Consider the following 23,265-nt stretch of genomic DNA (forward strand, 5'->3'; position numbering starts at 1 on the left):
GGCATGGCGCGTGGCCGTCGTCGTGCCGCCGCGCTGGACCACCGATGCGCCCCATTGGCCGTAGACGCTGCTGGCCTGGCGCGTGGCGGCCGCCGTCCCGGTGGCCCGATTGCGCGCGCCGGCGAAGGCGGCGCTGCCGTAGCGGCCCGAGACGGCCCCGGCGCGCGCGGACGCGCCGGTGTAAGGATTGTAGGCGCCCGCCGCCGCCCTGCTGCCGTAGGGGCCGTAGGCGGAACCGCCGCGTGCATACGTGCCCGTGTACGGGTTGTAGCTCGCGCTGCCGGTGACGCCGCGATAGGGTCCGTAGACGCCACGCGTCGCGCCATAGGCGCCGGTATATGGGTTGTAGAACGAGCCGACGCCGTACGTGGCTGCATAGGGCCGGTACACGGGGGAGCCGTACGCCGGATAATGGTAATGCGGCGGATACCAGTAGCCGGAACCGTCGGCGATGATGGCGCCGACGGCCATGCCCATGATGAAGGTGCCGAAATACCCGGCCGTGTAGCTGGCATCGACATAGCCGTTGGACGCCGTCGTCTGGGTCACGTAAGTGACGTTGTAGACCGGGGAACTCGGCGGGATCGTGTAGATCTGGCTCGGCACCGAGGGCGCCGTCGTCCACGGTCCCGTCGGCGCGCTCGAATAGAACCATGCCCCGTTCTCGCACAGGTAGTACTGGCTGTCGACCTTGATCACCCGGTCCGGCGTGTTCACCGCGTACTGCAGCGTGGTGCCCTCGATCGGCTTGAATTCGGGCTGGCCGTCGTAGGTCACGTCCACCAGTTGCGCCGCCTTCTTCGGGTCGAGCGTGACGTGCGTCGGCACCTGTGCCAGCAGCACGGCGTCCTTCGCCGACTCGGTACCGGGCACGGAGACGAGCACGCGCGACGCCGGGCTGTCCAGCGGGATGCGCGCGAAGTCGGGGGGCAGGTCGGCGGAAGCGAAACGCCAGGGCCCGTCCAGGCTGGCGGCGCGGAACCAGCGTCCGGCCGCCAGGAAATAATAGGTTGTCGTGCGCTGGTCGACAAACAGATCGGCGTCCGTGTTCTTCGCATAGACCAGTTCCGTGCCCGGGATCGTGGCGTACACGGGCTTGCCGTCGAAGACAATGACCTCGGCCGGCGTGCTGCTGAAAAACACGGCCGGCACGACCTTTTCCCTGCCTTGCGCGGCGCTGGACGCCTTCTTCAGGTCGGCCCATTGCGGATCGCCCAGCACGCGCGCAACCGCGCGCGGCAACTGCCCGGCCGGCGTCCACGGGCCCTCCAGCCGCTTCGCGGCGAGCCACTGGCTGTCGTCGAACAGGTAGTACGCGTCGTCGGCTGGAACGTGGAACACGGGCCAGTTGGCGTTCACGATGAATTCCACGCCATCATCCTTGCCCGCCTTCGCTGCGACCGGCTTGCCGTCCGTCTGCAGCAGCACGGCCGGCTGGTAGGCGACGAAGATCGCGGGCGGATCGTTGCGCACGGCCACGCCCTGCGGGATCGCCTGCGGCTTGTTCGTGATCGCGACCAGGCGGTCGAGCGCGATCGGGATGTCGCCGCGCGCCGCGACGGCCTTGCGGAACAGCGCATCCAGCCGCTGCTGTTCTCCCGGCGGACTGGCCGGGAAGCGGGTCTCGACGACCTGCAGGTCGCGGATCACGGCCTGGCGCGCGTCCACGTCGACGTCGGTGCGCGCGCGGATCTCGCCGATGCCCACGGCCGGCTTGCCGCCCGGCGGCGTCAGTTCGAACGCGAACCGGAATTCGAGGTCGCGGAAATTCTTCCAGGCGTCCACCTGCGGCTCGTAATAGACCAGCCGGGCGCGCTCCAACGTCGTCTCGCGCGGCCAGCCGGCATCCTGCGCGCCGGTCGCCGACACGTACCCGGCCAGGACAAATGCCGACAATACCCGCAATCTCATGGCGACGCCCTCCCCTCCAAACCCGGCGCCGACATCCGTTCCGCCCGCAGCACCCAGCCGCCGCCCATCGCCTTGTACAGGTTCACCAGCGACACATAGACCTGCGACTGCGTCTGCGTATGGGCCACCTCGGCACTGAACAGGTTACGCTCGGCGTCGAGCACCTCGATATAGCTCGTATAGCCCTCGTCGTAGCGCAGGCGCGCCAGTTCCACGTAGTTGCGCAGGGTGCGCACCTGGCGGTCCTGGAAGGCCAGCTGGTCGCGCGACCTGGCGTGGGAAATCAGCGCGTCCGACACTTCCTGGAACGAGACCTGGATCGCCTTCTGGTAATTCAGCAGCGCTTCCTGCTGCTGGGCCTCGGCCTGGTGCACCTGCCCGGCGATGCCGCCGGCCGTGAAGATCGGCGTGGCGGCCGACAATCCGTACGACCACGCCCTGGTCGCGCCCGAGAACAGGTCGCCGAATTCCCTGCTGATGTAGCCGAACAGGCCCGTCAGCGAAATGGTCGGAAAATACTGCGCGCGCGCCGCGCCGATCAATGCGTTCGCGGCGATCAGCTGCTGTTCCGCCTGGCGCAGGTCCGGCCGGCGCTCGAGCAGTTCGGACGGCAGGCCGGCCGGCACCGGCGGCAACGCCAGCGCCTCCAGTGGCTGGCTCGCGCGGATCGGTCCCGGATTGCGCCCCAGCAGCACGGACAGCGCGTTTTCCTGCTGGCCGATCAGCGCTTCCAGGCGCGGGATCTCGACCAGCGACGCCTCGTATTCGGACTGCGTCTGGGCGAGTTCCAGTTCCGACACGGTCCCGCCCTCGAACTTGTCCTTGAACAGCCGGAACGACCTTTCCCGGCTGGCGGCCGTGTCGCGCGCGATCTGCAGCTGGCGTTCCAGCTCGCGCAAGGTGATGTACGACGACGCCACGGACGACACGAGCACGAGTACCGTCGCGCGTCGCCCCTCGGCGCTGGCCAGCACGAGGGCGCGCGCGGCTTCCGTCTCGCGCCGGCGCCGGCCGAACAGGTCCAGCTCCCAGTTGGTCGACAAGGTGGCCTCGTACTGTTCCAGCACCCGGTCCGGCTGCTGGCCGAACGCGCCGCCCGCCTGGCCGAACGAGGTCTGCGGCAGGCGCCCGCGCGAGGCGCCGAGGTTCGCGCCCACTTGCGGCAGCAGCAGCGAGCGCGTCGTCGCGTACTGGCCGAGATAGAACTCGATGCGGCTGGCCGCGATCTTGACGTCCCTGTTCTCGCGCAGCGCCACGGCGATCAGCTCGTTCAGCACGGGATCGCGGAACTGTTCCCACCATGCCGTATCGGCGATCGCGCGCGCCTCGTCGCCCTGGAAGCGGAACGCCGGCGGTGCGTCGACCGCCGGGCGCTTGTAGTCCGGGCCGACCGCGCAGCCGGCCAGCAGCAGACAGGGTAACAGGCGGCGCAGGCGTCCCATGTCATTCTCCCGGTTCGTGCGAACGCGGCACCTGGCCGGCCCCCGCGCCACCACCGGGCAGCTGCGGCCCGACGGTTTCCGGCGGCGGCGCCTTGGCCTTGCGCGGGCGCGCGAGGCGCTCCGCCAGCGTCTCGATCACGTAATAGAACATCGGAATCCAGAACACGGCAATGACGGTCGCGGCCAGCATGCCGCCGATCACGCCCGTGCCGATCGAGATGCGGCTGTTGGCCGACGCGCCGGTGGCGATCGCCAGCGGCACGCAGCCGAGGATGAACGCCACGGACGTCATGACGATCGGCCGCAGCCGTTCGCGCGCCGCGGTCAGCGCCGCATCGTAGTACGTCGCCCCGTTGTCGCGGTTGAGCACCGCGAACTCGAAGATCAGGATCGCATTCTTCGCCGCCAGCGCCACGAGCATCGTCAGGCCGATCTGGAAATAGATGTCGTTCGAGAGCCCACGCAGCACGACCGCGAGCAGCGCCCCGAACAGCGCGAACGGCACGGCCAGCAGCACGCCGAACGGCAGCGACCATTTCTCGTACTGCGCGGCGAGGATCAGGAACACCATCACGAGGCCGAACGCGAACACGGCGGCCGACGTGCTGCCGGCCTTCTGTTCCTCGAACGCCTCGCCGCTCCAGGCCAGCCCGAAGTCGGACGGCAGCGCTTCGGCCCCCACGCGCTGCAGCGCCGCGATGGCCTGGCCCGAACTGTAGCCGGGCGCCGGCACGGCCGTCACCTTCACGGCCGGGAAGTTGTTAAAGCGGGTCATCAGGTCCGGTCCGGTGACATAGCGGCTCGTGACCACGGCCGACAGCGGCACCATCGCCTTGTCGCGGCTGCGCACATACAGGCGCTCCAGGTCTTCCGGCCGCAGCCGGTAGTCCGGCTCGGCCTGCAGGATCACCTGCCACAACCGGCTCGACTTGATGAACTGCGATACGTACAGCGACCCGAACATCGTCTGCAGGGTGCCGTACACTTCCTCGACCGGCACGCCGAGCGTCTCCGCCTTGTCGCGGTCCACGTCCACCAGCAGCTGCTGCGAGCTGGCGTTGAACGTGGCCGTGGCGCGCCCGATCTCCGGCGCGGACTTCAGCTTCGCCAGGTAGTCGGCGACCGACGCACCGAGCTGCTGCACGTTCTTGTCGCCCTTGCTCTGGATCCAGACCTCCAGGCCCCCGGTCGTGCCCAGCCCCGGGATCGACGGCGGATTCACGGGCACGATCATGCCGCGCGCGTCGCCGCCCAGCTTGCCGGCCGCGTCCTGCAGCACGGCGCGGGCATTCTGCGCGCGGATATTGTCGGACGTGTAGCGCTCGCCGAAATCCTTGAAGCCGACGAAGAACGTGCCGGCATTGTTCTTGTTCTGGTTGTCCAGCAGGCTGTAGCCGTCGATGACGGCCACGCCTTCCACGGCCGGGTTCTTGCTGAAGTAGTCGGTGACCCGCTTGCCGACATTGGCCGTGCGGTCCAGGCTCGCCGAGTCGGGCATGATGACGGCGCCGAGCAGGTAGCCTTGGTCCTCGGGCGGCAAAAACGCCTTCGGCACGCGGCCCAGCATCACGACGGACAGCGCGATCATGCCGGCGAACAGCAGCAGCGCGATGCCGGCCCGCTTGATCGTCAGGGCGACCGCGCGCCCGTAGCTGTTGGTCATGCGCTCGAAGCCGCGCTCGAACCAGCGGAAGAACCGGTTCTTCTTGCCGTGCACGGGTTTCAGCAGCAGGGCCGCCAGCGCCGGCGACAGGGTGAGCGCGACGATGCCGGAGATCACGACGGAGATCGCGATCGTGATCGCGAACTGTTTATAGAGCTGGCCCGTGATCCCGCTGAGGAAGGCCACGGGCACGAACACGGCGCACAGCACGAGCACGATGGCGATCACGGGACCGGACACCTCGTCCATCGCGCGCTTGGCCGCCTCCTTCGGCGGCAGCTGGTGCACGGTCATGTTGCGCTCGACGTTCTCGATCACGACGATGGCGTCGTCGACGACGATGCCGATCGCCAGCACCATGCCGAACAAGGTGAGCATGTTGATCGAGAACCCGAGCGCCTGCATGCCGATGAACGTGCCGATGATCGACACGGGCACCGCCAGCACGGGGATCAAGGTCGCGCGCAGGCTTTGCAGGAACAGGTAGACCACGAGCACGACCAGCGCCACCGCCTCGAAAAAGGTGTGCACGACGTCGCTGATCGACGCGCGCGTGAAATTCGTCGTGTCCATCACGATCTTGTACTCGATCCCTTCCGGGAAATCCTTCTGCATTTGCGCCAGCGTCGCCTTGACCTGGTTCGACACGTCGAGCGCATTCGCGCCCGGCTGCTGGTACACGGCCAGCATCGTCGCCGGACGGCCCTGATAGGTGCCGCGGATCGAGTAATCCTTCTGTCCCAGCTCGGCGTGACCGATGTCCTTCAGGCGCACGATGGCGGCGCCGCCGCTCGCGGCGCGGATGATGATGTCGTCGAACTCGGACGGTTCCGTCATGCGGCCGGCCGTCGTCACGGGGAACGACTGTTCGACCGGCTTGCCGGTCGGCGACTGCCCGAGGCGGCCGACGGCGTACTGCTCGTTCTGCGCGGCGACGGCCTGCTGGACCTCGCTCGCGGTCACGCCCAGCTGGGCCATGCGGTCGGGCTTGAGCCAGATGCGCATCGCGTAGTCCGGCGTGCCGAAGATGCTGGTCTGGTTCGCGCCGGGGATGCGCTTGAGCGCGTCCAGGATGTAGATGTTGGTGTAGTTGGCGACGTAGACCGGGTCGTAGCGCCCGGACGGCGAATACACGGCGATCACCATCATGAACGCGGAAGACTTCTTCTGCACCTGCACGCCCTGCGCCGTGACGGCCGACGGCAGCTGCGGCAGCGCGAGATTGACGCGGTTCTGCACGTCCACCTGGGCCAGGTTGGGGTTCGTGCCGATCTCGAAGAACACGTTCAGGGTGAGGTTGCCCGTCGACGAGCTGGACGAGTTCATGTAGATCATGTTGTCGGCGCCGTTCACCTGCTGCTCGATCGGCGCCGCAACGTTGTTCGCCACGACGTTGGCGTCGGCGCCCGGATACGTCGCGCTCACGGTGATCTGCGGCGGCGTGATGTCCGGATACTGCGCGACGGGTGACTTGAACATCGCCACCGCGCCGGCCAGCGTGATGACGATCGAGATCACCGATGCGAAGATCGGATGGTCGATGCAGAAGCGCGAGACATTCATTGTTGCGCCTCCCCGCGCGCGAGCCTGCGCCCTGCCGCGCTGGCCAGGGCGGGCGCCGGCGCCAGCGCGGCCACGCGCAGCGGCGCCGTGGGCGTGACGCGGCCGGCGCCGTCGACGACGACGCGTTCGCCCGGCTTCAGGCCGTCGCTGATGAACCAGTCGTCGCCGATCCAGTCACCCACTTCCACCACGCGCTGCTTTGCCTTGCCGTCGTTCCCGATCACCCACACGTAATGCCCTTTCGAGCCCTGCTGCACGGCCCGCTGCGGCAACTGCATCGCCGCCGGCCGCGTGGCGCCGAACACCCGGGCGCGCACGAACTGGCCGGGGCGCAGCTTCCCTTCCGGATTCGGCAGCTCGGTGCGCACGAGGAAGGTGCCGGTGGCGGCATCGAACGACGGCGCCGCAAAGTTGATGTGGCCGCGGCGCGGGAACACGGTGCCGTCGGCCAGCACGACCTCCACTTCGAAATCGTGGCCATGGGGAAAACGCAGGCGGCCTTTCGCGATCTGGTCGCGGTAGCTGAGCAGTTCGTTTTCCGAGACGCTGAAGTTGACCCAGATCGGATCGACCTGCGACACCGTCGTCAGGAAGCCCTGCTCGCCCACCGTCAGATAGCTGCCTTCCTGCTTCTTCGCATAACTCGTCAATCCCCGCAGCGGCGAGGCGATCGTCGTATAGCCGAGGTTCAGCCGGGCCTTGCGCACCTCGCCGTCGGCGGCCAGCACGGCCGCCTGCGCGGAGCGTTCGAAGCCGATCGCATCGTCCAGCTCTTTCTTGCTGACGGCGTTGCGCGCGGCCAGCGGACGCACGCGCTTCAGATTCGCCTGCGCCACCTCGAGCCGGGCGCGCTGCTGCTCGAGCTGGCCCTCGGCCGACTGCAGCGCGGCCTCGAACGGCTTGCGGTCCATCTGGAACAGCGGCTGCCCCGCGCGCACCATATTGCCCTCGGTGTACAGGCGCTTGTCGAGGAAGCCGTCGACGCGCGCGCGGATCTCCACCTCGCGCGAGCTCTCGGTCTGCGCGACGAATTCGAACTGGACGGGCGTGTCGCGCGGCGTCACGCTGACGGCGGTGACCTGCAGCGGTTGCGCGGGGAGCACCGGTTCCTGCTTCCTGCAGCCGGCCACCGCGGCGAGCAGGCCAATGAGCACGAACGGCGGCGCGAACGGACGACGGTTCATGGGACACTCCTCTATCATCGGCGCGGGCGGCCGAAGTGAGCACCACGTTAAATCAAACGGGGCCGTGCAGGTATTGGACCTTGGTCTCAGGTGCGGCGTACGATGTCGACGGGCTGGAAGCGCCGCATGATGTCTTCGGCGTGGCCGGACTGCTGCTCGTCGGATGCATCGACGATCAGCGCGTAATCGCCATGGCGCGCCGCGCGGCCGTACAGGTCGCCATGCGCGCTGCGGTTGCCGACACCGAGCAGGCCGCGCACCAGGTTGCCCATCGTGGCGTCGACCGACTGGTCGTCGGCCTGGCGGTGCGCCGTATGCGCTCGCGGGGCGGTTTCGTGATCGGGACTGAGTTGCACCTGGCGCCAGCTGAAGCCGGACGCCACCAGCTCGTTGCGGGCACTCTGGGCCGGAGCGAATTTGTCGAAGATACCGATGATCGTGATCATGTCATTCCCCGTAGGGTGGGCACACCGTGCCCACGCGGAAGTCAACGTGATGCAGGCGTAACGCGTGGGCACAGGGTGCCCACCCTACCGACGTTCACGCAGCCTGGCGAGCGCCTGCAATTGCGCGATCGCGATCGCCAGCTCGGCCTGCGCCTTCGCATGGTCGAACTGCGCCGTGCTGTTGTCCAGCGATTCCTGCGCCCGTTTGCGCGCCTCGTTGGCCCTGGCCTCGTCGAGGTCGCGCCCGCGGATCGCCGTGTCCGCGAGCACGGTGACCGCGTCCGGATGCACGTCGGCGATGCCGCCCGCGACGAACACCAGCTCTTCCTCGTCGCGGCCGGCCAGCTTGATGCGCACGGCGCCGGGCCGGATCCGTGTCAACAACGGCGTATGCTGCGGAAAGATGCCCAGTTCGCCGACCTCGCCGGGCAAAGCCACGAACTCGGCCTCGCCGGAAAAGATCTCCTCCTCGGGGGACACCACGTCCACCCGCAGTGTCTTCGCGTCTGCCATGTCGCTCTCCCTCAAGGTTTTAAAGGCTCCTCAAACCGCTGCGGCGCCGGAGACGATCTCCGTAATCTCCCGCGTGATCGATGCCTGCCGCGACTTGTTGTAGCTGAGCGTCAGCTCGTCGATCACATTGCCCGCATTGTCCGTCGCGGCCTTCATCGCCATGCGCCGCGCCGACTGTTCCGACGCCATGTTCTCGGCCAGCGCCCGGTAGATCAGCGCTTCCACATAGTGCGTGACCAGTTCGTCGATGACGGTCTGCGCATCCGGTTCGCAGATATAGTCCGTCAGCAGCGCGGAGCGGTCGGCGCGCAGCGTGTCGCTGCCCATCGGGATCAGGAGTTCCTCGGCCGGTTCCTGCACCATCGTGTTGACGAAGCGGGTATAGCACAGGGAGATTTCGTCGAGCTGGCCGTCCAGGTAGGCATCCGTCAGCACCTTGACCGGGCCGATCAGCCGCTCCAGGTGCGGCGTGTCGCCCAGGTGCACGACTTGCGACACGACGCGGGCGCCGAACCGGGCCAGGAAGCCGGCGCCCTTGCCGCCGACCGCCACCACGTCCACCGCGACGCCCCGTTCCGCGTAGGCGCGCATGCGGCTGGTGGCGACGCGCAGCACGTTCGTGTTCAKGCCGCCGCACAGGCCCTTGTCCGTGGTGACGATGATCAGCCCCGCGCGCCGCACCGCCTCGTGCTTCACCATGAACGGATGGATGTAGTCGGGATTGGCCTCCGCCAGGTGGCCCGCGATGCTGCGCACGCGCTCCGCATACGGACGCGATGCGCGCATGCGGTCCTGCGCCYTGCGCATCTTGGAGACGGCCACCATTTCCATCGCCTTGGTGATCTTGCGCGTGTTCTCGACGCTCTTGATCTTGGTGCGTATTTCCTTGAATCCGGGCATGATGTCCTCCGCTCTCAACCCAGCAGCCGCGCCGCATCGTCCAGCAACCCGTCCGGCGAACGCAGGTCGGCACGCGCGAAGCGCACCAGCGCGAACGCGCGCGCCTGCGGTGGCACGGTCGGGATCTGCGCCACCTGGAACACCAGCTCGTCGGCGCCGTCGGGGTGGCCCGGGTCCTGTACGACGTTCATCCGGTTCAGCATGCAGCAGCGCGTGTGCACGAACAGGTGGGCGGCCGGGTCGGCCAGCACGGCGCAGACTTCGGCCAGCTCGCGGTCCAGCGCATCCGAGCGCAGTCCGAGCCGCCGGATCGCCTCCCCGTTGTCCGCGATGTCCGTCTGCAGCCGGGCCAGTTCACCGGCGTCGGCCACCGAACCATCGCCGACGAGCGCGTGGACGCCGGCCCCCTCCCGTTCCAGCAAACGCAAGCGGGTGTGCAAAAGTGCCCGCTCGCGTTCCAGCAGCCCGCGCTCCGTCTGCTGCGCCGCATACCGCGCCATGCCCTGCAGGCCGAGCTGCACGACGAGGCGGCGCACGATCTCGTCGCGCAGTTCCGGTTCGCTCCGACCGCACATACGCACCTGGTGGTCGCCGAAGCTGATCGTTTGCTGTACGACGTCGCGGCGCATCGTCTCGCCTTCCAGCGCCGCGCCGAGCACGCGCTTTTCCGTCATCGCCATCCCGAGCACGGCGTACGCCTCCTCTTGCGCGGGGTTCTGTCCGAACCAGGCGCGCAGGTCGGCCGACCGCGACAGCGCCGGCGCGACGTCGTCGGGTCCGGCGAAGAACGCGTGGATGTAAGGGTCGGACGACCACGCGGCGGCACTCGCCTCGCGCGCGGGGGGAATCGCGCCGGCGATGCCGGCCACGTAGCGCAGCGCCGTCACCACGGCCGGCCGCAGCCGCGCTTCGTAGCGCCGCGCCATGCGCAGGTGCGGACTCAGGGCGACGACGCGTTCGACCCCGTCGGCCACGCGTACGCGGTCCGGTTCTCCGTCGTGGGCGTGGCGCGCCGGCCGCAGCCGCGTCAGCCAGTGCGCGATGTTCATCGCGCTTCCTCTTCCGGATCGTGGCGCTGGTCGATCACCGACACGTTGATCTTGCGGTTCTTCCAGTACAGGTCCTGGATGCGCGACTGCAGGCTGCGCAACGCGTCGGCCGGCGCCCCGCCGTAGCGCAGCAGCACGGCGGGATGGCTGCCGCTGCCGGCCATGTGCTCGATCGAGTCGCATGGCGGGAAGCCGTAGCGCGCCAGCAGCTCGCGGATCTCGTCGTCCGACGCGCTGTCGTCCACGTTCCCGATCAACAGGCTCGCCATAGCGGCCTCCTTTCACGCCATGATGTTGACGCCGCCGTCGACGTACAGCGTTTCGCCGGACAGGCGCCGCGCCAGCGGGGTCGCCAGGAACGCGCACGTATAGCCCACGTCCATGATGTCCACCAGTTCGCCCAGCGGCGCACGCTGCGCCGCCTCCGCCAGCAGCCGGTCGAAATCCTTCAGGCCGGATCCGGCCCGGGTCAACAGCGGCCCCGGCGAGATCGCGTGCACGCGGATGTGCTGCGGACCCAGCTCGTACGCGAGGTAACGCGCGCAAGCTTCCAGCGCCGCCTTGACGGGCCCCATCACGTTGTAATTGGCGACAACCTTGTTGGCACCGTAGTACGACATCGTGAACATGGTACCCCCATTCTTCATCAGCGGCACGCTGGCACGCGCGAGGCGGATGAACGAGTGGCACGAGACGTCCATCGCCTGCGCGAAGCCCTGCGCCGAGCAGTTCAGGAGGCCGCCCTGCAGGTCTTCCTTCGGCGCGAACGCGAGCGAGTGCACGAGGATGTCCAGCGTGCCCCACTCGGCCGCGATGCGTTCGAACAGTGCATCGACGTGTTCCGGTTGCGTCACGTCCAGCGGCATCAGCAGCGGCGCGCCGATTTCCCGTGCCAGCGGCTCGACATAGCCCCGGGTCTTGTCGTTCAGGTAGGTGACGGCAACCTCGGCGCCCATCTCGTGGAACGCCTTGGCGCAGCCCCACGCGATCGAGTGCTCGTTGGCGATCCCCGTCACCAGCGCCTTCGCGCCCTTCAGGATCGGGCGTGGAATGTCTATCGTCATGATGCGTCTCCTTCGATATGCATCTCGGTTACGTCGTCCGCGACGGCGAGCGTGGCGCCGCTCGCGGCCAGCACCTGCTGTACGGACACGCCGGGCGCCGTCTCGCGCAGCACGGCCGCGCCGTCTTCGAACGCGATCACCGCGAGTTCCGTGACGACGAGGTCCACCGGCCGGCTCGACGTGAGCGGCAGCGAGAGCTCGCCGACGATCTTGGCCGCGCCCTTCGCCGTGTGCTGCATGGCGACGATCACGCGCCGCGCGCCCGTGACGAGGTCCATCGCCCCGCCCATGCCGGGCACCATCTTGCCGGGGATCGTCCAGTTGGCCAGCAGGCCGCGTCCGTCGACCTGCAGGCCGCCGAGCACCGTCACGTCGAGGTGGCCGCCGCGGATCAGGCCGAACGACATCGCCGAGTCGAACGTGCAGGCACCCGGCAGCGCGGTGACGGGCTGGCCGGCGGCGTCCGTCAGCAGCGCCTCGCGCATGCCTTCCTCGGGCAACGGGCCGGTGCCGATCAAGCCGTTCTCGGATTGAAAGTAGATGCGCATGCCGGCCGGGACGTAGTTGGCGACGAGCGTCGGGATGCCGACGCCCAGGTTCACCAGCATGCCTGGCCTCAGTTCCTGCGCGATGCGCCGCGCGATCAGGGTTTGCGGGTCCATGATGGGGTTCTCGATGTGCGCTCAGTGTGCGCTCAGTGCGCGATAATGTAGTCAACCAGCACCGCGGGCGTGACGACATGGTCCGGCGAGATCATCCCGACCGGCACGATGTGCGTGGCGTCGACGATCACGGTGCGGGCGGCCATCGCGATGACCGGATTGAAATTGCGGGCCGTAAGCGCATAGACCAGGTTGCCTTCATAATCGGCGAGGAAGGCCTCGACGAGGGCGAAGTCGGCCTTCAGGGCCGGCTCCAGCAGGTACGTCGCCCCGTCCACGTCCACCTTGCGCTTGCCCTCCTCGACCAGCGTGCCGACGCCGGTCGGCGTCAGGATGCCGCCCAGGCCGAAGCCCCCGGCGCGGATCCGTTCGATCAGCGTCCCCTGCGGAACCAGCTCGACGTCCATCTCGCCGGCGATCATCTTCTTCTGGGTTTCCGGATTCAGGCCGATGTGGCTGACGATGGCCTTGCCGGCCACGCCGGCCGACACCAGCTTGCCGATGCCGCGGCCGGGACGCGCCGTGTCGTTGCCGATCACGGTCAGGTCGCGCCGGCCCTGGCGCACCAGTTCGTCCATCACGCGCTCGGGCGTGCCCACGCCCATGAAGCCGCCGACCATCACGCTGGCGCCGTCGGGGATCAGCTCGACCGCGCGTTCCAGGGTCACCGTTTTCATGCCTGGCCTCCCAGCAGCGCCACGGTGTGGCGCGCAATCATGCCTTCCTCGTCGGTCGGGATCACCCATGCGGAGACGGGACTGTCGTCGCGGCTGATGCGCGGGCCGTCGGCCTGGTTCGCCGCCGGCGCCAGCGCGATGCCCAGCCAGGCCGCGTCGCGGCACACGCGGTCGCGCACGAACGCCGCCCGTTCGCCGATGCCGCCCGTGAACACGAGCGCGTCGATGCCTTCCAGCGCCGCCGCCAGCGAGCCGAGTTCGCGCACGATGCGGTAGGTGAACAGCTCGACGGCGAAGCGTGCACGCGGATCGTCGCTGGCCAGCAGGGTGCGCATGTCGCTCGAGATGCCGGACACGCCCAGCAGGCCGGAACGGCGGTAGATCAGGTCCTCGACGGCGCGCGTGTCCATCTTCAGTTCGTCCATCAGGTACAGGATCACGCCGGCGTCCACGCTGCCGCAGCGCGTGCCCATCACGAGGCCGTCGACGGCGGTGAAGCCCATGGTGCTGGCGATGCTGCGCCCGGCCCGCAGCGCGCACATGCTGGCGCCGTTGCCGAGGTGGGCCACCACGGTGCGGCCTTCCGCCGCGGCCGGCGCCACGTCCGGCAGCCGGCTCGCGACGTATTCGTACGACAGGCCGTGGAACCCGTAGCGGCGCACGCCTCGCTGCGTGATGTCGAACGGCAGCGCGAACGCGGCCGCCACGTCGGGCTGCGTGTGATGGAACGCCGTGTCGAAGCAGGCGACCTGCGGCAGGTCCGGACGCAGCCGCGCCAGCGCCCGGATCGGCGCCAGGTTGTGTGGCTGGTGCAGCGGCGCCAGCGGCACGAGCGCGGCCAGCTGGTCCACCACCTCGGGCGTCACGCGCGTGGGCGCCGTGAACCGCACGCCGCCGTGCACGACGCGGTGGCCGGCCGCGACGAGCCGGTGGCCCTCGTCATGGCCGCGCAGGAAGTCGCCGATGTGGGCGATCGCGCCATCGTGGCCCAACCGGGTGCCGAGCGGCCAGCGCTGTTCCTCGCGCCGATCGCCGGCCGCATCGGCGGCAGTGAAATGCGGCTCGGTGTACAGGCCTTCCATCTGGCCGCGCACGACCAGCCGCGGGTCGGCGTCGCCGGCATCGTAGGCACGGAATTTCAGGCTCGACGAGCCGGCGTTGAGCACGAGGATCAGGTCTGCCATGGCATCACCCGACAGTCTGGCGCGCGCGCCGCGCCTCGGCCACCAGCACGGCGACGGCGCACGACGCATGCCGCGTCATGACGGAATCGGCGCGGCTGGTGAGAATGATCGGCACGCGGGCGCCCAGCACGATCCCGGCCGCGTCGGCGGACGCCAGGAACGACAGGCTCTTCGCGAGCATATTGCCCGCCTCCAGGTCCGGCACGAGCAACACGTTCGCCCGCCCGGCCACGGGCGATTCGATGCCCTTGATCTGCGCCGCCTCCGGGTCGATCGCATTGTCCAGAGCGAGCGGCCCATCGACCAGGGCGCCCGTCACCTGCTTGCGGTCGACCATCTTGCATAAAGCAGCAGCCTCGATCGTCGAGGGCACCTTCGGGTTCACGACTTCCATCGCCGACAGGATGGCCACGCGCACTTCCTTGAACATCAAGGCGTGCGCGAGGTCGATGGCGTTCTGCAGGATGTCGCGCTTTTCTTCCAGCGTGGGCGCGATGTTCACGGCCGCGTCGGTGATGATCAGGGGATCGTCGTGACCCGGCACGGCCATCACGAAACAGTGGCTGACGCGACGGCCCGTGCGCAGGCCGGCATCGCGCCGGACGACGGCGCCCATCAGTTCATCCGTGTGCAGGCTGCCCTTCATCAACGCCTCCGCCTTCCCCTCGCGCACGAGCTGGACGGCCGCTTCCGCCGCCGCCTCGCTGTACGGCGCGTCGACGACCGGATAATCGGCGATCGGGATGCCGTATTCCTGCGCCACCGCGCGGATGCGCGCGGCCGGCCCGCACAGGATGGGCGCGATCAGGCCCATCTGCGCTGCCTCGACCGCGCCCGCGAGCGAGCTCGCGTCGCACGGATGGACGACGGCCGTCGGCAGCGGCGCCAGCGTCCGGCAATGGTCGATCAGTCGCTGGTACTTCTCATGCTTGTTTTCCATGTTGCCTCCCCGGTTGGATCACCTGGTGCGGGCCGTTTCGCGGCGACGCGCACCCGGCTGGCCCGGGCCCAGCACTTCGCGGATGCGCCCGAGCATCTCCTTTTGCTGCGTGGTCGGCTGGACGGCCTGCACGCGCGGGTCCGCCATCAGCTTGTCGAGCAGGGTCAACAGGCGCGACCGGTCGGCCGGATCGTGCAGCAACTGCGGCAGCGATGCGAGCGCCTGTTCCGGCTCGTAGCGCGCAATGATTTCCTGCTCGCCGCGGATGCGGCGGAACTGGTCCGGCGCGACCTGGGGCAGCAGCGCGGCGTACTCGCGCGCCAGCTCGTCCCTGGCCTGCAGCCGCGTCAGCGGCAATGGTTCGTCCCGGTGCATCAGCAGGTAGCCGATGCGGGCGACCGCTTCCGGATAGCCCCCTTCCGCCACGGAAGCCAGCGCCTCCTTCACGAACGGCAGCTCGCGCGGTTCGGCCGGCGCGGGCAGCGCGCTGCGCTGGCGGTCGGCGAGGTAGACCGTGTACAGGTTGGCGTAGACGCTGAAGAACGCCGCTTCCGTGGCCGCGTCGCGCACGCCGCGGTACAGGTCCAGCGTGGCGCTGAGGATGTCGGCCCCCATGCGTTCCAACTGGCGCAGCGGCTGGTCGGGTTCGACGGCCTTGCGCTGCTGGCGCACAGCCTCCGCGGCCGGCCCCAGCCAGGCCAGCCACGGGTTCAGGTCCGACACCGCCCAGTGCTGCACGCGCAACGGATGGAAACGGCGCAGCAGTTCGGCCGAGAAATCGTTCGACCACGCCTGCACCAGCGGCCGGGCGAACAGCTCGTAGGCGCGCTGGTTGAATTCCGAAATGGCCTGGACGGCCTCGAACGGCTTCTCGTCCTCGCGTTCGAAGCGGTTCAGGCGCTCGGCGACCTGCTCCAGCTGGCGCTCCTGGAACGCGACGTCGTATTCGGGGCTGCCGTCGGCGCCCGTGCGCTGGCTGATCTCCATCGCGTACAAGCCGGGCGGCAGGCGCTCGATGGTCTGCAGCACGGAGACGATCTGCTTGTGCTCCTTCTGCGCCACCTTGCCCGAGACGAAGATGCCGAGGTGGCCGATGTCCTGGTGCACGAGCCCGACGATCACCTGGCCGCGCGCCTTGATCTCCTCGGTGCTGCCGTACAGGTCGGCCACCCAGTTGAACGCCTGCTGCGGCGGCGTGATGTTGTCGCCCATCGACGCGAACAGGATGATGGGCGAGCGGATCGCGCGCAGGTCGAACGCGCCGCGACCGCCCGCGCGGCCGTCGCCGCTCCATACCCGGTTACCGACGAAGAGGTTCTGCGTGATCCATTCGATCTCTTCGCGGTTCATCAGGTAGTAGCCGCCCCACCAGCGCTCGAATTCGAGGAAGCGCGGCGGTTCGGTATCGATGTTGGCGTAGAGGTTGTAGTACTTGTCCCAGAGCGAATTGGCGGGATTCAGGCGCTCGAAGTTGGACACGAGCCAGGCGCCGTCGAACTTGCCGTTGCCCAGGTCGGCCATCAGCGACGACAGCCAGGTGCCGCCCAGCATGCCGCCGCTGTAGCGCATCGGATTGTCACCCTCGCCCTCGCTCCACGCCCCGCCCCAGTAGGACATCGGCGCGCCGTTGATGACGACCGGTCCCGTGTCCTCGGGGGCCGAGGCGCTGAGCATCATGGCGGCCCAGCCGCCCTGGCAGTTGCCGATGATGGCGGGCCGGGGGCTGTCCGGATGCAGCTCGCGCACCTTGCGCACGAAGCGCTGCTCGGCCGCGCACACGTCCAGCATCGTCTGGCCCGGCTCGGGGTCGCGGAAGAAGATCACGAAGTACACGGGATGGCCGGCGCGCAGTGCCACGCCCACCTGGGAATCGTCCTTGAACCCGCCGATGCCCGGACCGTGGCCGGCGCGCGGGTCGATGATCAGGTAAGGCCGCCGCTTCGGATCGACCGTCACGCCCTCGGGTGGCCGGATCCGCACCAGCGCGTAGTTGACCGGGCGCTCGAACGCACGGGCGTCGAGCACCAGGTCGGAATCGAAGTGCAGTGCGGGCTGCTGGCCGTGGACGCTGCTGGCGACGAAGTCGTTGCCGCGCCGGCGCAGCGTGTCCCAGAACAGGATGGTGCGCTGCGCCGCGTCGACCGTGTAGTGCCAGGCGTTCCACGGGTTCGCACCCGCCAGCAGCGCGGGCAGGCTGCCGGCATTGCCCTGCCCGTCCGCCGTGCCCAACGCCTTCCTGATCCGCTCGGTGAACGCCTTCGCGGCGGTCTCGTTCCGCCTGCGCAGCAACAGGCCGACTTTCGTGCCGATGTCCGCGCTGCGCGCGATCCGGGTTCCGGCATCCATGGATGACCTCGCAATCGGTTGACACAGGCCCCATGTTCGCAACCTTCGCGTGGCCGCACAATGCGACCAAAGTCCCACCGCGCGACGTCGGCAGCACGGTCGGGCGCTTCGTGAAAATCAGCGGCGGCGCGGCGGCGCCGGCAACAGCCCCAGCATGGCCTTCAGTGCGTACAACACGACCAGGGCGCCGAGCATGTCGCCGGCAGCCATGACGACGAAGCCCCGGGCCAGGTCGACCTTGTCGCCGTGCAGCCAGAACCACAGGTGGTGCATCAGCGGGCTGGCCATCCCGAACAGCGGCACGAGCAGCAGCAGCCGGCGCGACGTCAGGTTCGCCAGCGACGCCTGCATGCCCAGCACGCGCAGCGCGAACAGGTACACGAGATAAGGCGCGAGCGCCGAGCTGATACCGCCGGCGAAGGAACGCAGCGGATCGTCGGGATACAGGTGGAAGAAGCACTCGCACCACGACCCCAGCAGCACGCCCACGGCCCCGGGCAGGCCCAGCAGCAGCGGGCACAGCAGCCGGGCCCCCGCCGGCAGGTAGATCCAGCCGACGCCACGGATGAACTCGACGTTGGGAAACACCCAGTCCTGCAGCCGCGCCAGCGCAAGGTAGAACACGACGGAACCGAGAATGCTCGCGGCGGCCAGGGCGGCCCGTTCGGCCATGCCCTGACCGATCTCTTTACCCGGAATGATGGGGACTGGCATGAGGTGTTACTCAGCGTAAATGGTCAGTCATGGAGTTTGTCGAGCTGTGGCATTATAATCTGCATATGAGCAAATCTACCCGGCCCGCCGACATCTATCTGCGCTTCCTGCAACTGGCGGAAGCGTTGCGCGGCCTGCCATCCCTGCCGTCGCTCGACCCGCTCGAGGAGCGCATCCTCGCCACCGTCGCCCGCGCCATGCAGGATGGCGAGCGCCTGTGCGTACGCGACATGATGGCCAAAAAAGAACTCGGCGCACCCGCAACCGTCCACAGCCGCCTCACGTCGATGCGTGAAAAAGGCTGGATCATGCTGACGGATACCGAAGACACCCGGCGCAAGCAGGTCACCCTCACGCAGGCCGCGCTGTCCCACTTCGACAAGCTGTCGCGGTGCATGGTCAAGGCCGTCGAAAAGACGAGCTGAGTTGAGTTCAGGATACGGTCCTGCTGGAAAGAACCGATGGACTATCTCGAAATCGTATTGCGCCTGACGGCATCCGTCTTCGTCGGCGGCCTGATCGGCCTGGACCGCAACCTGCACGGCAAGCCGACGGGCATCCGCACGCTGGGCCTCGTCTGCCTGGGATCCTGYGTGGCGACACTGGCCAGCACCAATCTGCTGACGGGGCATGGCGACGCCGATCCCGACGCCACCAGCCGCGTGATCCAGGGCCTGGTCACCGGCATCGGCTTCCTGGGTTCGGGCGTCATCATCCACGAAAGCGGCAGCGACCGCGTGCGCGGCCTGACGACGGCCGCCTCGATCTGGATCACGGCCATCCTCGGCATCCTGTGCGGCATGGGCTCATGGCAGCTCGCCGCGATCGCCCTGCTCCTGGTGTTCGTGCTGTTCGTGTTCGGCAAACCGGTCGAACGTGCGCTGCACCGGCGCTGGCTGGACAAGCCGGCCGATGAAAAGCAGGCAATCGACCAGCACGAGGAGTGAGCCGCCTTAACCCGCCGGCTGCACCGACGCCGGCGGCACAACCGGCAGGTGGATCGTGAACGTGGTGCCCACGTCGGGCGTCGAGGCGACCTCGATGCGGCCGCCGTGCTTGTTGACGATGCTGTAGGACAGCGACAGCCCCAGGCCCGTGCCGCTGCCGACCGGCTTGGTGGTGAAGAACGGTTCGAAGACGCGCTTCAGGTTCTGCTGCGGGATGCCGCAGCCGGTGTCGCTGATCCTGATCCACACCCAGCCGTTCGCAGCGCCGGTGGCGATGGTGATCACGCCGCGGTTGCCAATGGCCTGGGCGGCGTTCACGAGCAGGTTCATGAAGACCTGGTTCAGCTGCGACGCCAGGCATTTGATGTCGGGCAGCCTGCCGTACTGCTTCTCGACCGTGGCCTTGTACTTGATCTCGTTGGCGACGATGTTCAGCGTGGTATCGAGGCCCGCGTGCACATCCGCGTACTGCCAGTCCGTCTGGCCGACATGGGAAAAATCCTTCAGCGCCTGCACGATGTCGCGCACGCGCTTGAGCCCGTCCATCGATTCGCGCACCAGGTCGGCGATGTCGTCCTTCAGGTAGCCCAGGTCCGCCTCGCGGCCGATCGCCTCGATTTCCGTGGCCAGCGGCGTGCCCGGCGCCGCCCGCTGCACGGCCTGGCTGTAGCCGTCGATCACCGACATCAGGGTGCCCACGTAGTGCCGCAACGTGCCCATGTTCGAGTTGACGAACCCGATCGGATTGTTGATCTCGTGCGCGACACCAGCCGCCAGTTGGCCGATCGAGGCCATCTTTTCCGACTGCAGCAGCTGGTCGTGGGCCTCGCTCAGGCGGACGATCAGCTGCTGCTGTTCCTGCTCCATCCGCTTGCGCGCCGTGATGTCGGTCAGCGAACCGATGACCTCGAGCGGCGCGCCGCGGTCGTCGCAGATCAGGCGCAGCCGGTCGTGCATCCACAGGAACTCGCCGCCGGCCGTGCGGAACCGGTATTCGTAGGTCCGCTCCCCTTCCACGAACAACTGGGCCAGGCTGGAAAAGATGTTGGGGGCGTCGTCCGGGTGGATGTGGTCGAACCAGAAGTTCGGGTCGGCCACCATCTCATCCGGACGGTAGCCGAGGACGTTGCAGGCATTATTGCTCACGAACGTCATCTTGAAGTCCCCGCTGGGCACCATGCTGTAGATGATGGCGGGCGTGTTGTCGATCAGGTATTGCAACCGGACCAGCGGCGAGGCGGCGTGGGCCGGTGCAGGGCTGGCCATCAACGACTCGAAGACTTCAAATTCCATGGCGGTGACTCGACGTTATTGCGTTGTTCCATTATCCAAAGGAAACGGAACGAAAGGGTGCTTTATTGAAACTCTTATATGCAAGAGTTCACGCCGATATCACCAGATTACAACACTTGCGCCCTTATTGGCTGTCCAGCGTCACCTGCGCCCCTTCCATGCCTTCGGCGCTGGCCGTCAACGTGAGCTTGCCACGCTCGCCCGCGCGGGTCCGGACGATGGCCAGGGCCTTGCCGTTGTAGGCATTGCGCTCTTTCGACTGGAACGATTCGAAGCTCGTCGCATCGCCATTGTCGGTCGCGACGATCTCGCCCGGGCCGGACACCTTGAAGGCGATGCGGTCGTGCGTGCGCGGCACCGGGCGGCCGTCCTTGTCGGCAATGGTGACCGTCACGAACGACAGGTCCCGGCCGTCCGCGCGAAGATGAGGGCGGTCGGCCGACACCAGCAGCTTCGCAGGCTGGCCGGCCGTGGCCACGGTGTCCTCGGCCCAGCGCTTGCCCTTTTTATAGACGACGGCGCGCAGCGTACCCGGCTGGTACACGACGTCGTCCCAGCGCAGGCGGTAGTCGCGCGGGCCGCGCTTCTTGCGGCCCAGCGATTTGCCATTCAGGAACAGCTCGGCTTCGTCGCCGGACGTGTACAGGTGCACCGGCGTCACCTGGCCCACGCGTTCCGGCCAGTTCCAGTGCGGCAGCAGGTGCGCCATCGGCAGTTCCGGGCGCCAGCGGGCCTGGTACAGGTAGAAGCGGTCCTTCTCGAAACCGGCCAGGTCGAGGATGCCGAAGTACGAGCTGCGCGACGGCACCGCGATCTTCTTCAGCGCTTCCAGCTCCTTCGCCGCCTTCTGCTGCTGCACGGGGTCGGTGAAGTTCAGCAGGTTCGTGGAATCCGAGTTGTACGGCGTCGGCTCGCCCAGGTAGTCGAAGCCGGTCCAGACGAATTCGCCGGCGACGGACGGATTGTCGTCCTGGCCCTTGAACTCGGCGTCGGGCGACGTCGCCCACGGCGGCGCCGTCAGGTCGTAGCTGCTGACCTGGAAGTTGGCCGCGCCCTTGGACTTGTCGTCGCTGACCGGGAAGAAGTATTCTCCGCGCGAGCTGATCGTCGATGCCGTCTCACTGCCGAACAGCGGGATGTGCGGCGCGGACGCGTGGAACTTGGCGTATTCCTGCGGCTTGTAGTTATAGCCGAACACGTCGACGACGTTCTGCCAGCCGTTGTAGCCTGCGTTGGTATCACTGTACGCGGACGTGACGGGGCGCGTGCGGTCTTCGCCGCGCGCGATCTCGGCCATGTGCGCGGCCAGCTTCCAGCCTTCCGGCTTGCCCTGCTCCGGGATCTCGTTGCCGGTGCTCCAGGCGATCACGCTCGGGTGGTTGCGGTCGCGCCGGATCTGCGCGCGCAGGTCCTTGTCGTGCCATTCGTCGAACAACAGGTGGTAGTCGTTCGGCTTCTTGTGCTCGTGCCACATGTCGAACGCCTCGTCCAGCACGACGAAGCCCATGCGGTCGGCCAGGTCGAGCAGTTCCGGCGCCGGCGGGTTGTGGCTCGTGCGGATGGCGTTCGTACCCATCTCGCGCAGCAGTTCCAGCTGGCGTTCGAGGGCACGCACGTTGAGCGCCGTGCCCAGCGCGCCCAGGTCGTGGTGCAGGCATACGCCCTGCAGCGGCACACGCTTGCCGTTCAACAGGAAGCCGCGCGCCGCGTCGAACGTCGCGGTGCGGATGCCGAACGGCGTCTCGACGATGTCCGTCACCTTGCCGTTTTCCGTCACGGTGCTCACGGCAACGTAGCGCTGCGGTTTCTCGAGGCTCCACAGGCGCGGCTGCGGCACGGCGAGCGTCTGCGTGATCTGCGCCTGGCGGTCGGCCTCCACCCTGGCCGGCGCGGACGCCGTCCTGCTCGCGACCGGCGCCGCGCCGCGGCGGCCTTCGGCGTCGAGCGTGTAGATCTCGGTGGCCACCTGCACCTGCGCGCTCTGGCCATTGCTCTCCACGGTCGTCTGCACGGATACGGTCGCGGACGCGTTCGATACCTGCGGCGTCGTCACGAACGTGCCGTACTGGGCCACGTGCACGGGCGCCGTCTTGACGAGCCAGACGTTGCGGTAGATGCCGCCGCCAGGATACCAGCGCGACGACTCGGGCGGATTGTCGAGGCGGATCGCCACGACGTTGTCCGCGCCCGCCTTGACGTACGGGGTCAGGTCCACGCGCCACGACGCATAGCCATACGGCCAGCCGCCGACGTATTTCCCATTGACCCAGACCACGGCGTGCGACATGGCGCCGTCGATGTCCAGGTAGATGCGCTTGCTGGAGTCCCCCGCCGGCAGCGAGAAGTGCTTGCGGTACCAGCCCACGCCCCACCACGGCAGCTTGCCCGTCTCGCCCGGGTATTCCTGCTTGAACGGTCCCTCGATGCCCCAGTCGTGCGGCAGGTCGAGCTTGCGCCAGGCGGCGTCGTCGAAGCCGGGCTGCGCGGCCGGCAGGGTCGTCGCCGGATCCTTGAGCCGCGCGTCGTCGAGCTGCGCGGCACTGCCGGCGGGATCGCCCTTGGCGAAGCGCCAGTCGGCATCGAACAGGAGGCGTTCGCGGACGGCCATGTCGGCAGCCTGCGCTGCATTGCACAACAGTGCGACGCCCAGGGCGACGGTGGTGAGGGAACGGGAAAGAGGCGTCATGGTCACGGGTCGGTGGTCGGGATATCGGAACGGAAGCCCGAAGTATGTCCCACACGTACCGTGCCCAGCTATATGAATTCC

General features: G+C 68.1%; 20 protein-coding genes. 2 read left to right on the forward strand and 18 right to left on the reverse strand.

The genetic code is table 11. The features are described from left to right. The 16 genes from AC1DYX_RS07540 to AC1DYX_RS07615 form a co-directional block, all read right to left on the reverse strand. Window positions 1-1,896, reverse strand: a 1,896-nt coding sequence (locus AC1DYX_RS07540; protein ID WP_477257887.1) for a hypothetical protein, incomplete at its 3' end; no start/stop codon positions are given. Between the two features lie 11 nt (window positions 1,897-1,907). After that, window positions 1,908-3,353 carry an efflux transporter outer membrane subunit gene (locus tag AC1DYX_RS07545; RefSeq protein WP_477257889.1) on the reverse strand — a complete coding sequence of 482 codons (1,446 nt, stop codon included), beginning with the start codon at window positions 3,351-3,353 and terminating at the stop codon, window positions 1,908-1,910. A gap of 1 nt (window position 3,354) precedes the next feature. Further along, window positions 3,355-6,579 (reverse strand): efflux RND transporter permease subunit, encoded by a 3,225-nt coding sequence (locus tag AC1DYX_RS07550; protein ID WP_477257891.1) that lies wholly within the window; start codon window positions 6,577-6,579, stop codon window positions 3,355-3,357. Then, the gene (locus tag AC1DYX_RS07555; protein ID WP_477257893.1) at window positions 6,576-7,763 is read right to left on the reverse strand and encodes an efflux RND transporter periplasmic adaptor subunit; all 1,188 of its coding nucleotides are present in this window, start codon (window positions 7,761-7,763) and stop codon (window positions 6,576-6,578) included. The genes AC1DYX_RS07550 and AC1DYX_RS07555 overlap by 4 nt, the downstream gene beginning before the upstream one ends. A gap of 86 nt (window positions 7,764-7,849) precedes the next feature. Beyond that, a complete protein-coding gene (locus AC1DYX_RS07560) occupies window positions 7,850-8,209 on the reverse strand; it encodes a hypothetical protein (protein WP_477257895.1) in 360 nt (119 codons plus the stop codon). Between the two features lie 84 nt (window positions 8,210-8,293). Next, window positions 8,294-8,722: a F0F1 ATP synthase subunit epsilon gene (locus AC1DYX_RS07565; RefSeq protein ID WP_477257897.1), complete on the reverse strand. Its 429-nt coding sequence runs from the start codon at window positions 8,720-8,722 to the stop codon at window positions 8,294-8,296. 30 nt (window positions 8,723-8,752) lie between these two features. Then, window positions 8,753-9,622, reverse strand: coding sequence for a F0F1 ATP synthase subunit gamma (atpG, locus tag AC1DYX_RS07570; RefSeq protein ID WP_477257899.1), 870 nt, complete (start codon window positions 9,620-9,622; stop codon window positions 8,753-8,755). A gap of 14 nt (window positions 9,623-9,636) precedes the next feature. Then, the gene (locus AC1DYX_RS07575) at window positions 9,637-10,671 is read right to left on the reverse strand and encodes a hypothetical protein (RefSeq protein ID WP_477257901.1); all 1,035 of its coding nucleotides are present in this window, start codon (window positions 10,669-10,671) and stop codon (window positions 9,637-9,639) included. Then, complete coding sequence (locus AC1DYX_RS07580) at window positions 10,668-10,940, reverse strand: RNA-binding protein (protein ID WP_477257903.1); 273 nt, start codon at window positions 10,938-10,940, stop codon at window positions 10,668-10,670. The genes AC1DYX_RS07575 and AC1DYX_RS07580 overlap by 4 nt, the downstream gene beginning before the upstream one ends. A 12-nt stretch (window positions 10,941-10,952) precedes the next feature. Further along, window positions 10,953-11,735, reverse strand: a complete 783-nt coding sequence (gene fabI / locus AC1DYX_RS07585) for an enoyl-ACP reductase FabI (RefSeq protein WP_477257905.1) — start codon at window positions 11,733-11,735, stop codon at window positions 10,953-10,955. Further along, window positions 11,732-12,397, reverse strand: coding sequence for a 3-oxoacid CoA-transferase subunit B (locus AC1DYX_RS07590; RefSeq protein ID WP_477257907.1), 666 nt, complete (start codon window positions 12,395-12,397; stop codon window positions 11,732-11,734). The genes fabI and AC1DYX_RS07590 overlap by 4 nt, the downstream gene beginning before the upstream one ends. A gap of 32 nt (window positions 12,398-12,429) precedes the next feature. After that, a complete protein-coding gene (locus AC1DYX_RS07595) occupies window positions 12,430-13,074 on the reverse strand; it encodes a 3-oxoacid CoA-transferase subunit A (protein ID WP_477257909.1) in 645 nt (214 codons plus the stop codon). Continuing rightward, the gene (locus AC1DYX_RS07600) at window positions 13,071-14,258 is read right to left on the reverse strand and encodes an acetate/propionate family kinase (protein ID WP_477257911.1); all 1,188 of its coding nucleotides are present in this window, start codon (window positions 14,256-14,258) and stop codon (window positions 13,071-13,073) included. Before AC1DYX_RS07600 ends, AC1DYX_RS07595 begins: the two co-directional genes overlap by 4 nt. A gap of 4 nt (window positions 14,259-14,262) precedes the next feature. After that, a complete protein-coding gene (locus AC1DYX_RS07605; protein ID WP_477257912.1) occupies window positions 14,263-15,198 on the reverse strand; it encodes a phosphate acetyltransferase in 936 nt (311 codons plus the stop codon). Window positions 15,199-15,216: 18 nt separating this feature from the next. After that, window positions 15,217-17,544, reverse strand: a complete 2,328-nt coding sequence (locus tag AC1DYX_RS07610) for a DUF3141 domain-containing protein (protein WP_477257914.1) — start codon at window positions 17,542-17,544, stop codon at window positions 15,217-15,219. 117 nt (window positions 17,545-17,661) lie between these two features. Next, window positions 17,662-18,258, reverse strand: a complete 597-nt coding sequence (locus tag AC1DYX_RS07615) for a hypothetical protein (protein ID WP_477257916.1) — start codon at window positions 18,256-18,258, stop codon at window positions 17,662-17,664. 65 nt (window positions 18,259-18,323) lie between these two features. On the opposite strand from AC1DYX_RS07615, the gene AC1DYX_RS07620 reads away from it, so the two are divergent. Then, complete coding sequence (locus AC1DYX_RS07620; protein ID WP_477257918.1) at window positions 18,324-18,683, forward strand: winged helix-turn-helix domain-containing protein; 360 nt, start codon at window positions 18,324-18,326, stop codon at window positions 18,681-18,683. A gap of 36 nt (window positions 18,684-18,719) precedes the next feature. Further along, the gene (locus AC1DYX_RS07625) at window positions 18,720-19,205 is read left to right on the forward strand and encodes an MgtC/SapB family protein (RefSeq protein ID WP_477257920.1); all 486 of its coding nucleotides are present in this window, start codon (window positions 18,720-18,722) and stop codon (window positions 19,203-19,205) included. A 6-nt stretch (window positions 19,206-19,211) separates the two neighbouring features. Here AC1DYX_RS07625 and AC1DYX_RS07630 read toward each other — a convergent pair whose 3' ends face one another. Continuing rightward, window positions 19,212-20,498 (reverse strand): ATP-binding protein, encoded by a 1,287-nt coding sequence (locus AC1DYX_RS07630; protein ID WP_477257922.1) that lies wholly within the window; start codon window positions 20,496-20,498, stop codon window positions 19,212-19,214. Between the two features lie 124 nt (window positions 20,499-20,622). Next, a complete protein-coding gene (gene galB, locus AC1DYX_RS07635) occupies window positions 20,623-23,184 on the reverse strand; it encodes a beta-galactosidase GalB (RefSeq protein WP_477257924.1) in 2,562 nt (853 codons plus the stop codon). Between the last annotated feature and the right edge of the window lie 81 nt (window positions 23,185-23,265).

It is taken from the genome of Massilia sp. P2_C2 (genome assembly GCF_056404615.1).

What these genes read in the sequence shown, in the direction of transcription:
- AC1DYX_RS07545 (WP_477257889.1), bottom strand. Translation starts at nt 3,353, where the DNA reads ATGGGACGCCTGCGCCGCCTGTTACCCTGTCTGCTGCTGGCCGGCTGC.
- AC1DYX_RS07550 (WP_477257891.1), bottom strand. Translation starts at nt 6,579, where the DNA reads ATGAATGTCTCGCGCTTCTGCATCGACCATCCGATCTTCGCATCGGTG.
- AC1DYX_RS07555 (WP_477257893.1), bottom strand. Translation starts at nt 7,763, where the DNA reads ATGAACCGTCGTCCGTTCGCGCCGCCGTTCGTGCTCATTGGCCTGCTC.
- AC1DYX_RS07560 (WP_477257895.1), bottom strand. Translation starts at nt 8,209, where the DNA reads ATGATCACGATCATCGGTATCTTCGACAAATTCGCTCCGGCCCAGAGT.
- AC1DYX_RS07565 (WP_477257897.1), bottom strand. Translation starts at nt 8,722, where the DNA reads ATGGCAGACGCGAAGACACTGCGGGTGGACGTGGTGTCCCCCGAGGAG.
- AC1DYX_RS07575 (WP_477257901.1), bottom strand. Translation starts at nt 10,671, where the DNA reads ATGAACATCGCGCACTGGCTGACGCGGCTGCGGCCGGCGCGCCACGCC.
- AC1DYX_RS07580 (WP_477257903.1), bottom strand. Translation starts at nt 10,940, where the DNA reads ATGGCGAGCCTGTTGATCGGGAACGTGGACGACAGCGCGTCGGACGAC.
- fabI (WP_477257905.1), bottom strand. Translation starts at nt 11,735, where the DNA reads ATGACGATAGACATTCCACGCCCGATCCTGAAGGGCGCGAAGGCGCTG.
- AC1DYX_RS07590 (WP_477257907.1), bottom strand. Translation starts at nt 12,397, where the DNA reads ATGGACCCGCAAACCCTGATCGCGCGGCGCATCGCGCAGGAACTGAGG.
- AC1DYX_RS07595 (WP_477257909.1), bottom strand. Translation starts at nt 13,074, where the DNA reads ATGAAAACGGTGACCCTGGAACGCGCGGTCGAGCTGATCCCCGACGGC.
- AC1DYX_RS07600 (WP_477257911.1), bottom strand. Translation starts at nt 14,258, where the DNA reads ATGGCAGACCTGATCCTCGTGCTCAACGCCGGCTCGTCGAGCCTGAAA.
- AC1DYX_RS07605 (WP_477257912.1), bottom strand. Translation starts at nt 15,198, where the DNA reads ATGGAAAACAAGCATGAGAAGTACCAGCGACTGATCGACCATTGCCGG.
- AC1DYX_RS07610 (WP_477257914.1), bottom strand. Translation starts at nt 17,544, where the DNA reads ATGGATGCCGGAACCCGGATCGCGCGCAGCGCGGACATCGGCACGAAA.
- AC1DYX_RS07615 (WP_477257916.1), bottom strand. Translation starts at nt 18,258, where the DNA reads ATGCCAGTCCCCATCATTCCGGGTAAAGAGATCGGTCAGGGCATGGCC.
- AC1DYX_RS07620 (WP_477257918.1), top strand. Translation starts at nt 18,324, where the DNA reads ATGAGCAAATCTACCCGGCCCGCCGACATCTATCTGCGCTTCCTGCAA.
- AC1DYX_RS07630 (WP_477257922.1), bottom strand. Translation starts at nt 20,498, where the DNA reads ATGGAATTTGAAGTCTTCGAGTCGTTGATGGCCAGCCCTGCACCGGCC.
- galB (WP_477257924.1), bottom strand. Translation starts at nt 23,184, where the DNA reads ATGACGCCTCTTTCCCGTTCCCTCACCACCGTCGCCCTGGGCGTCGCA.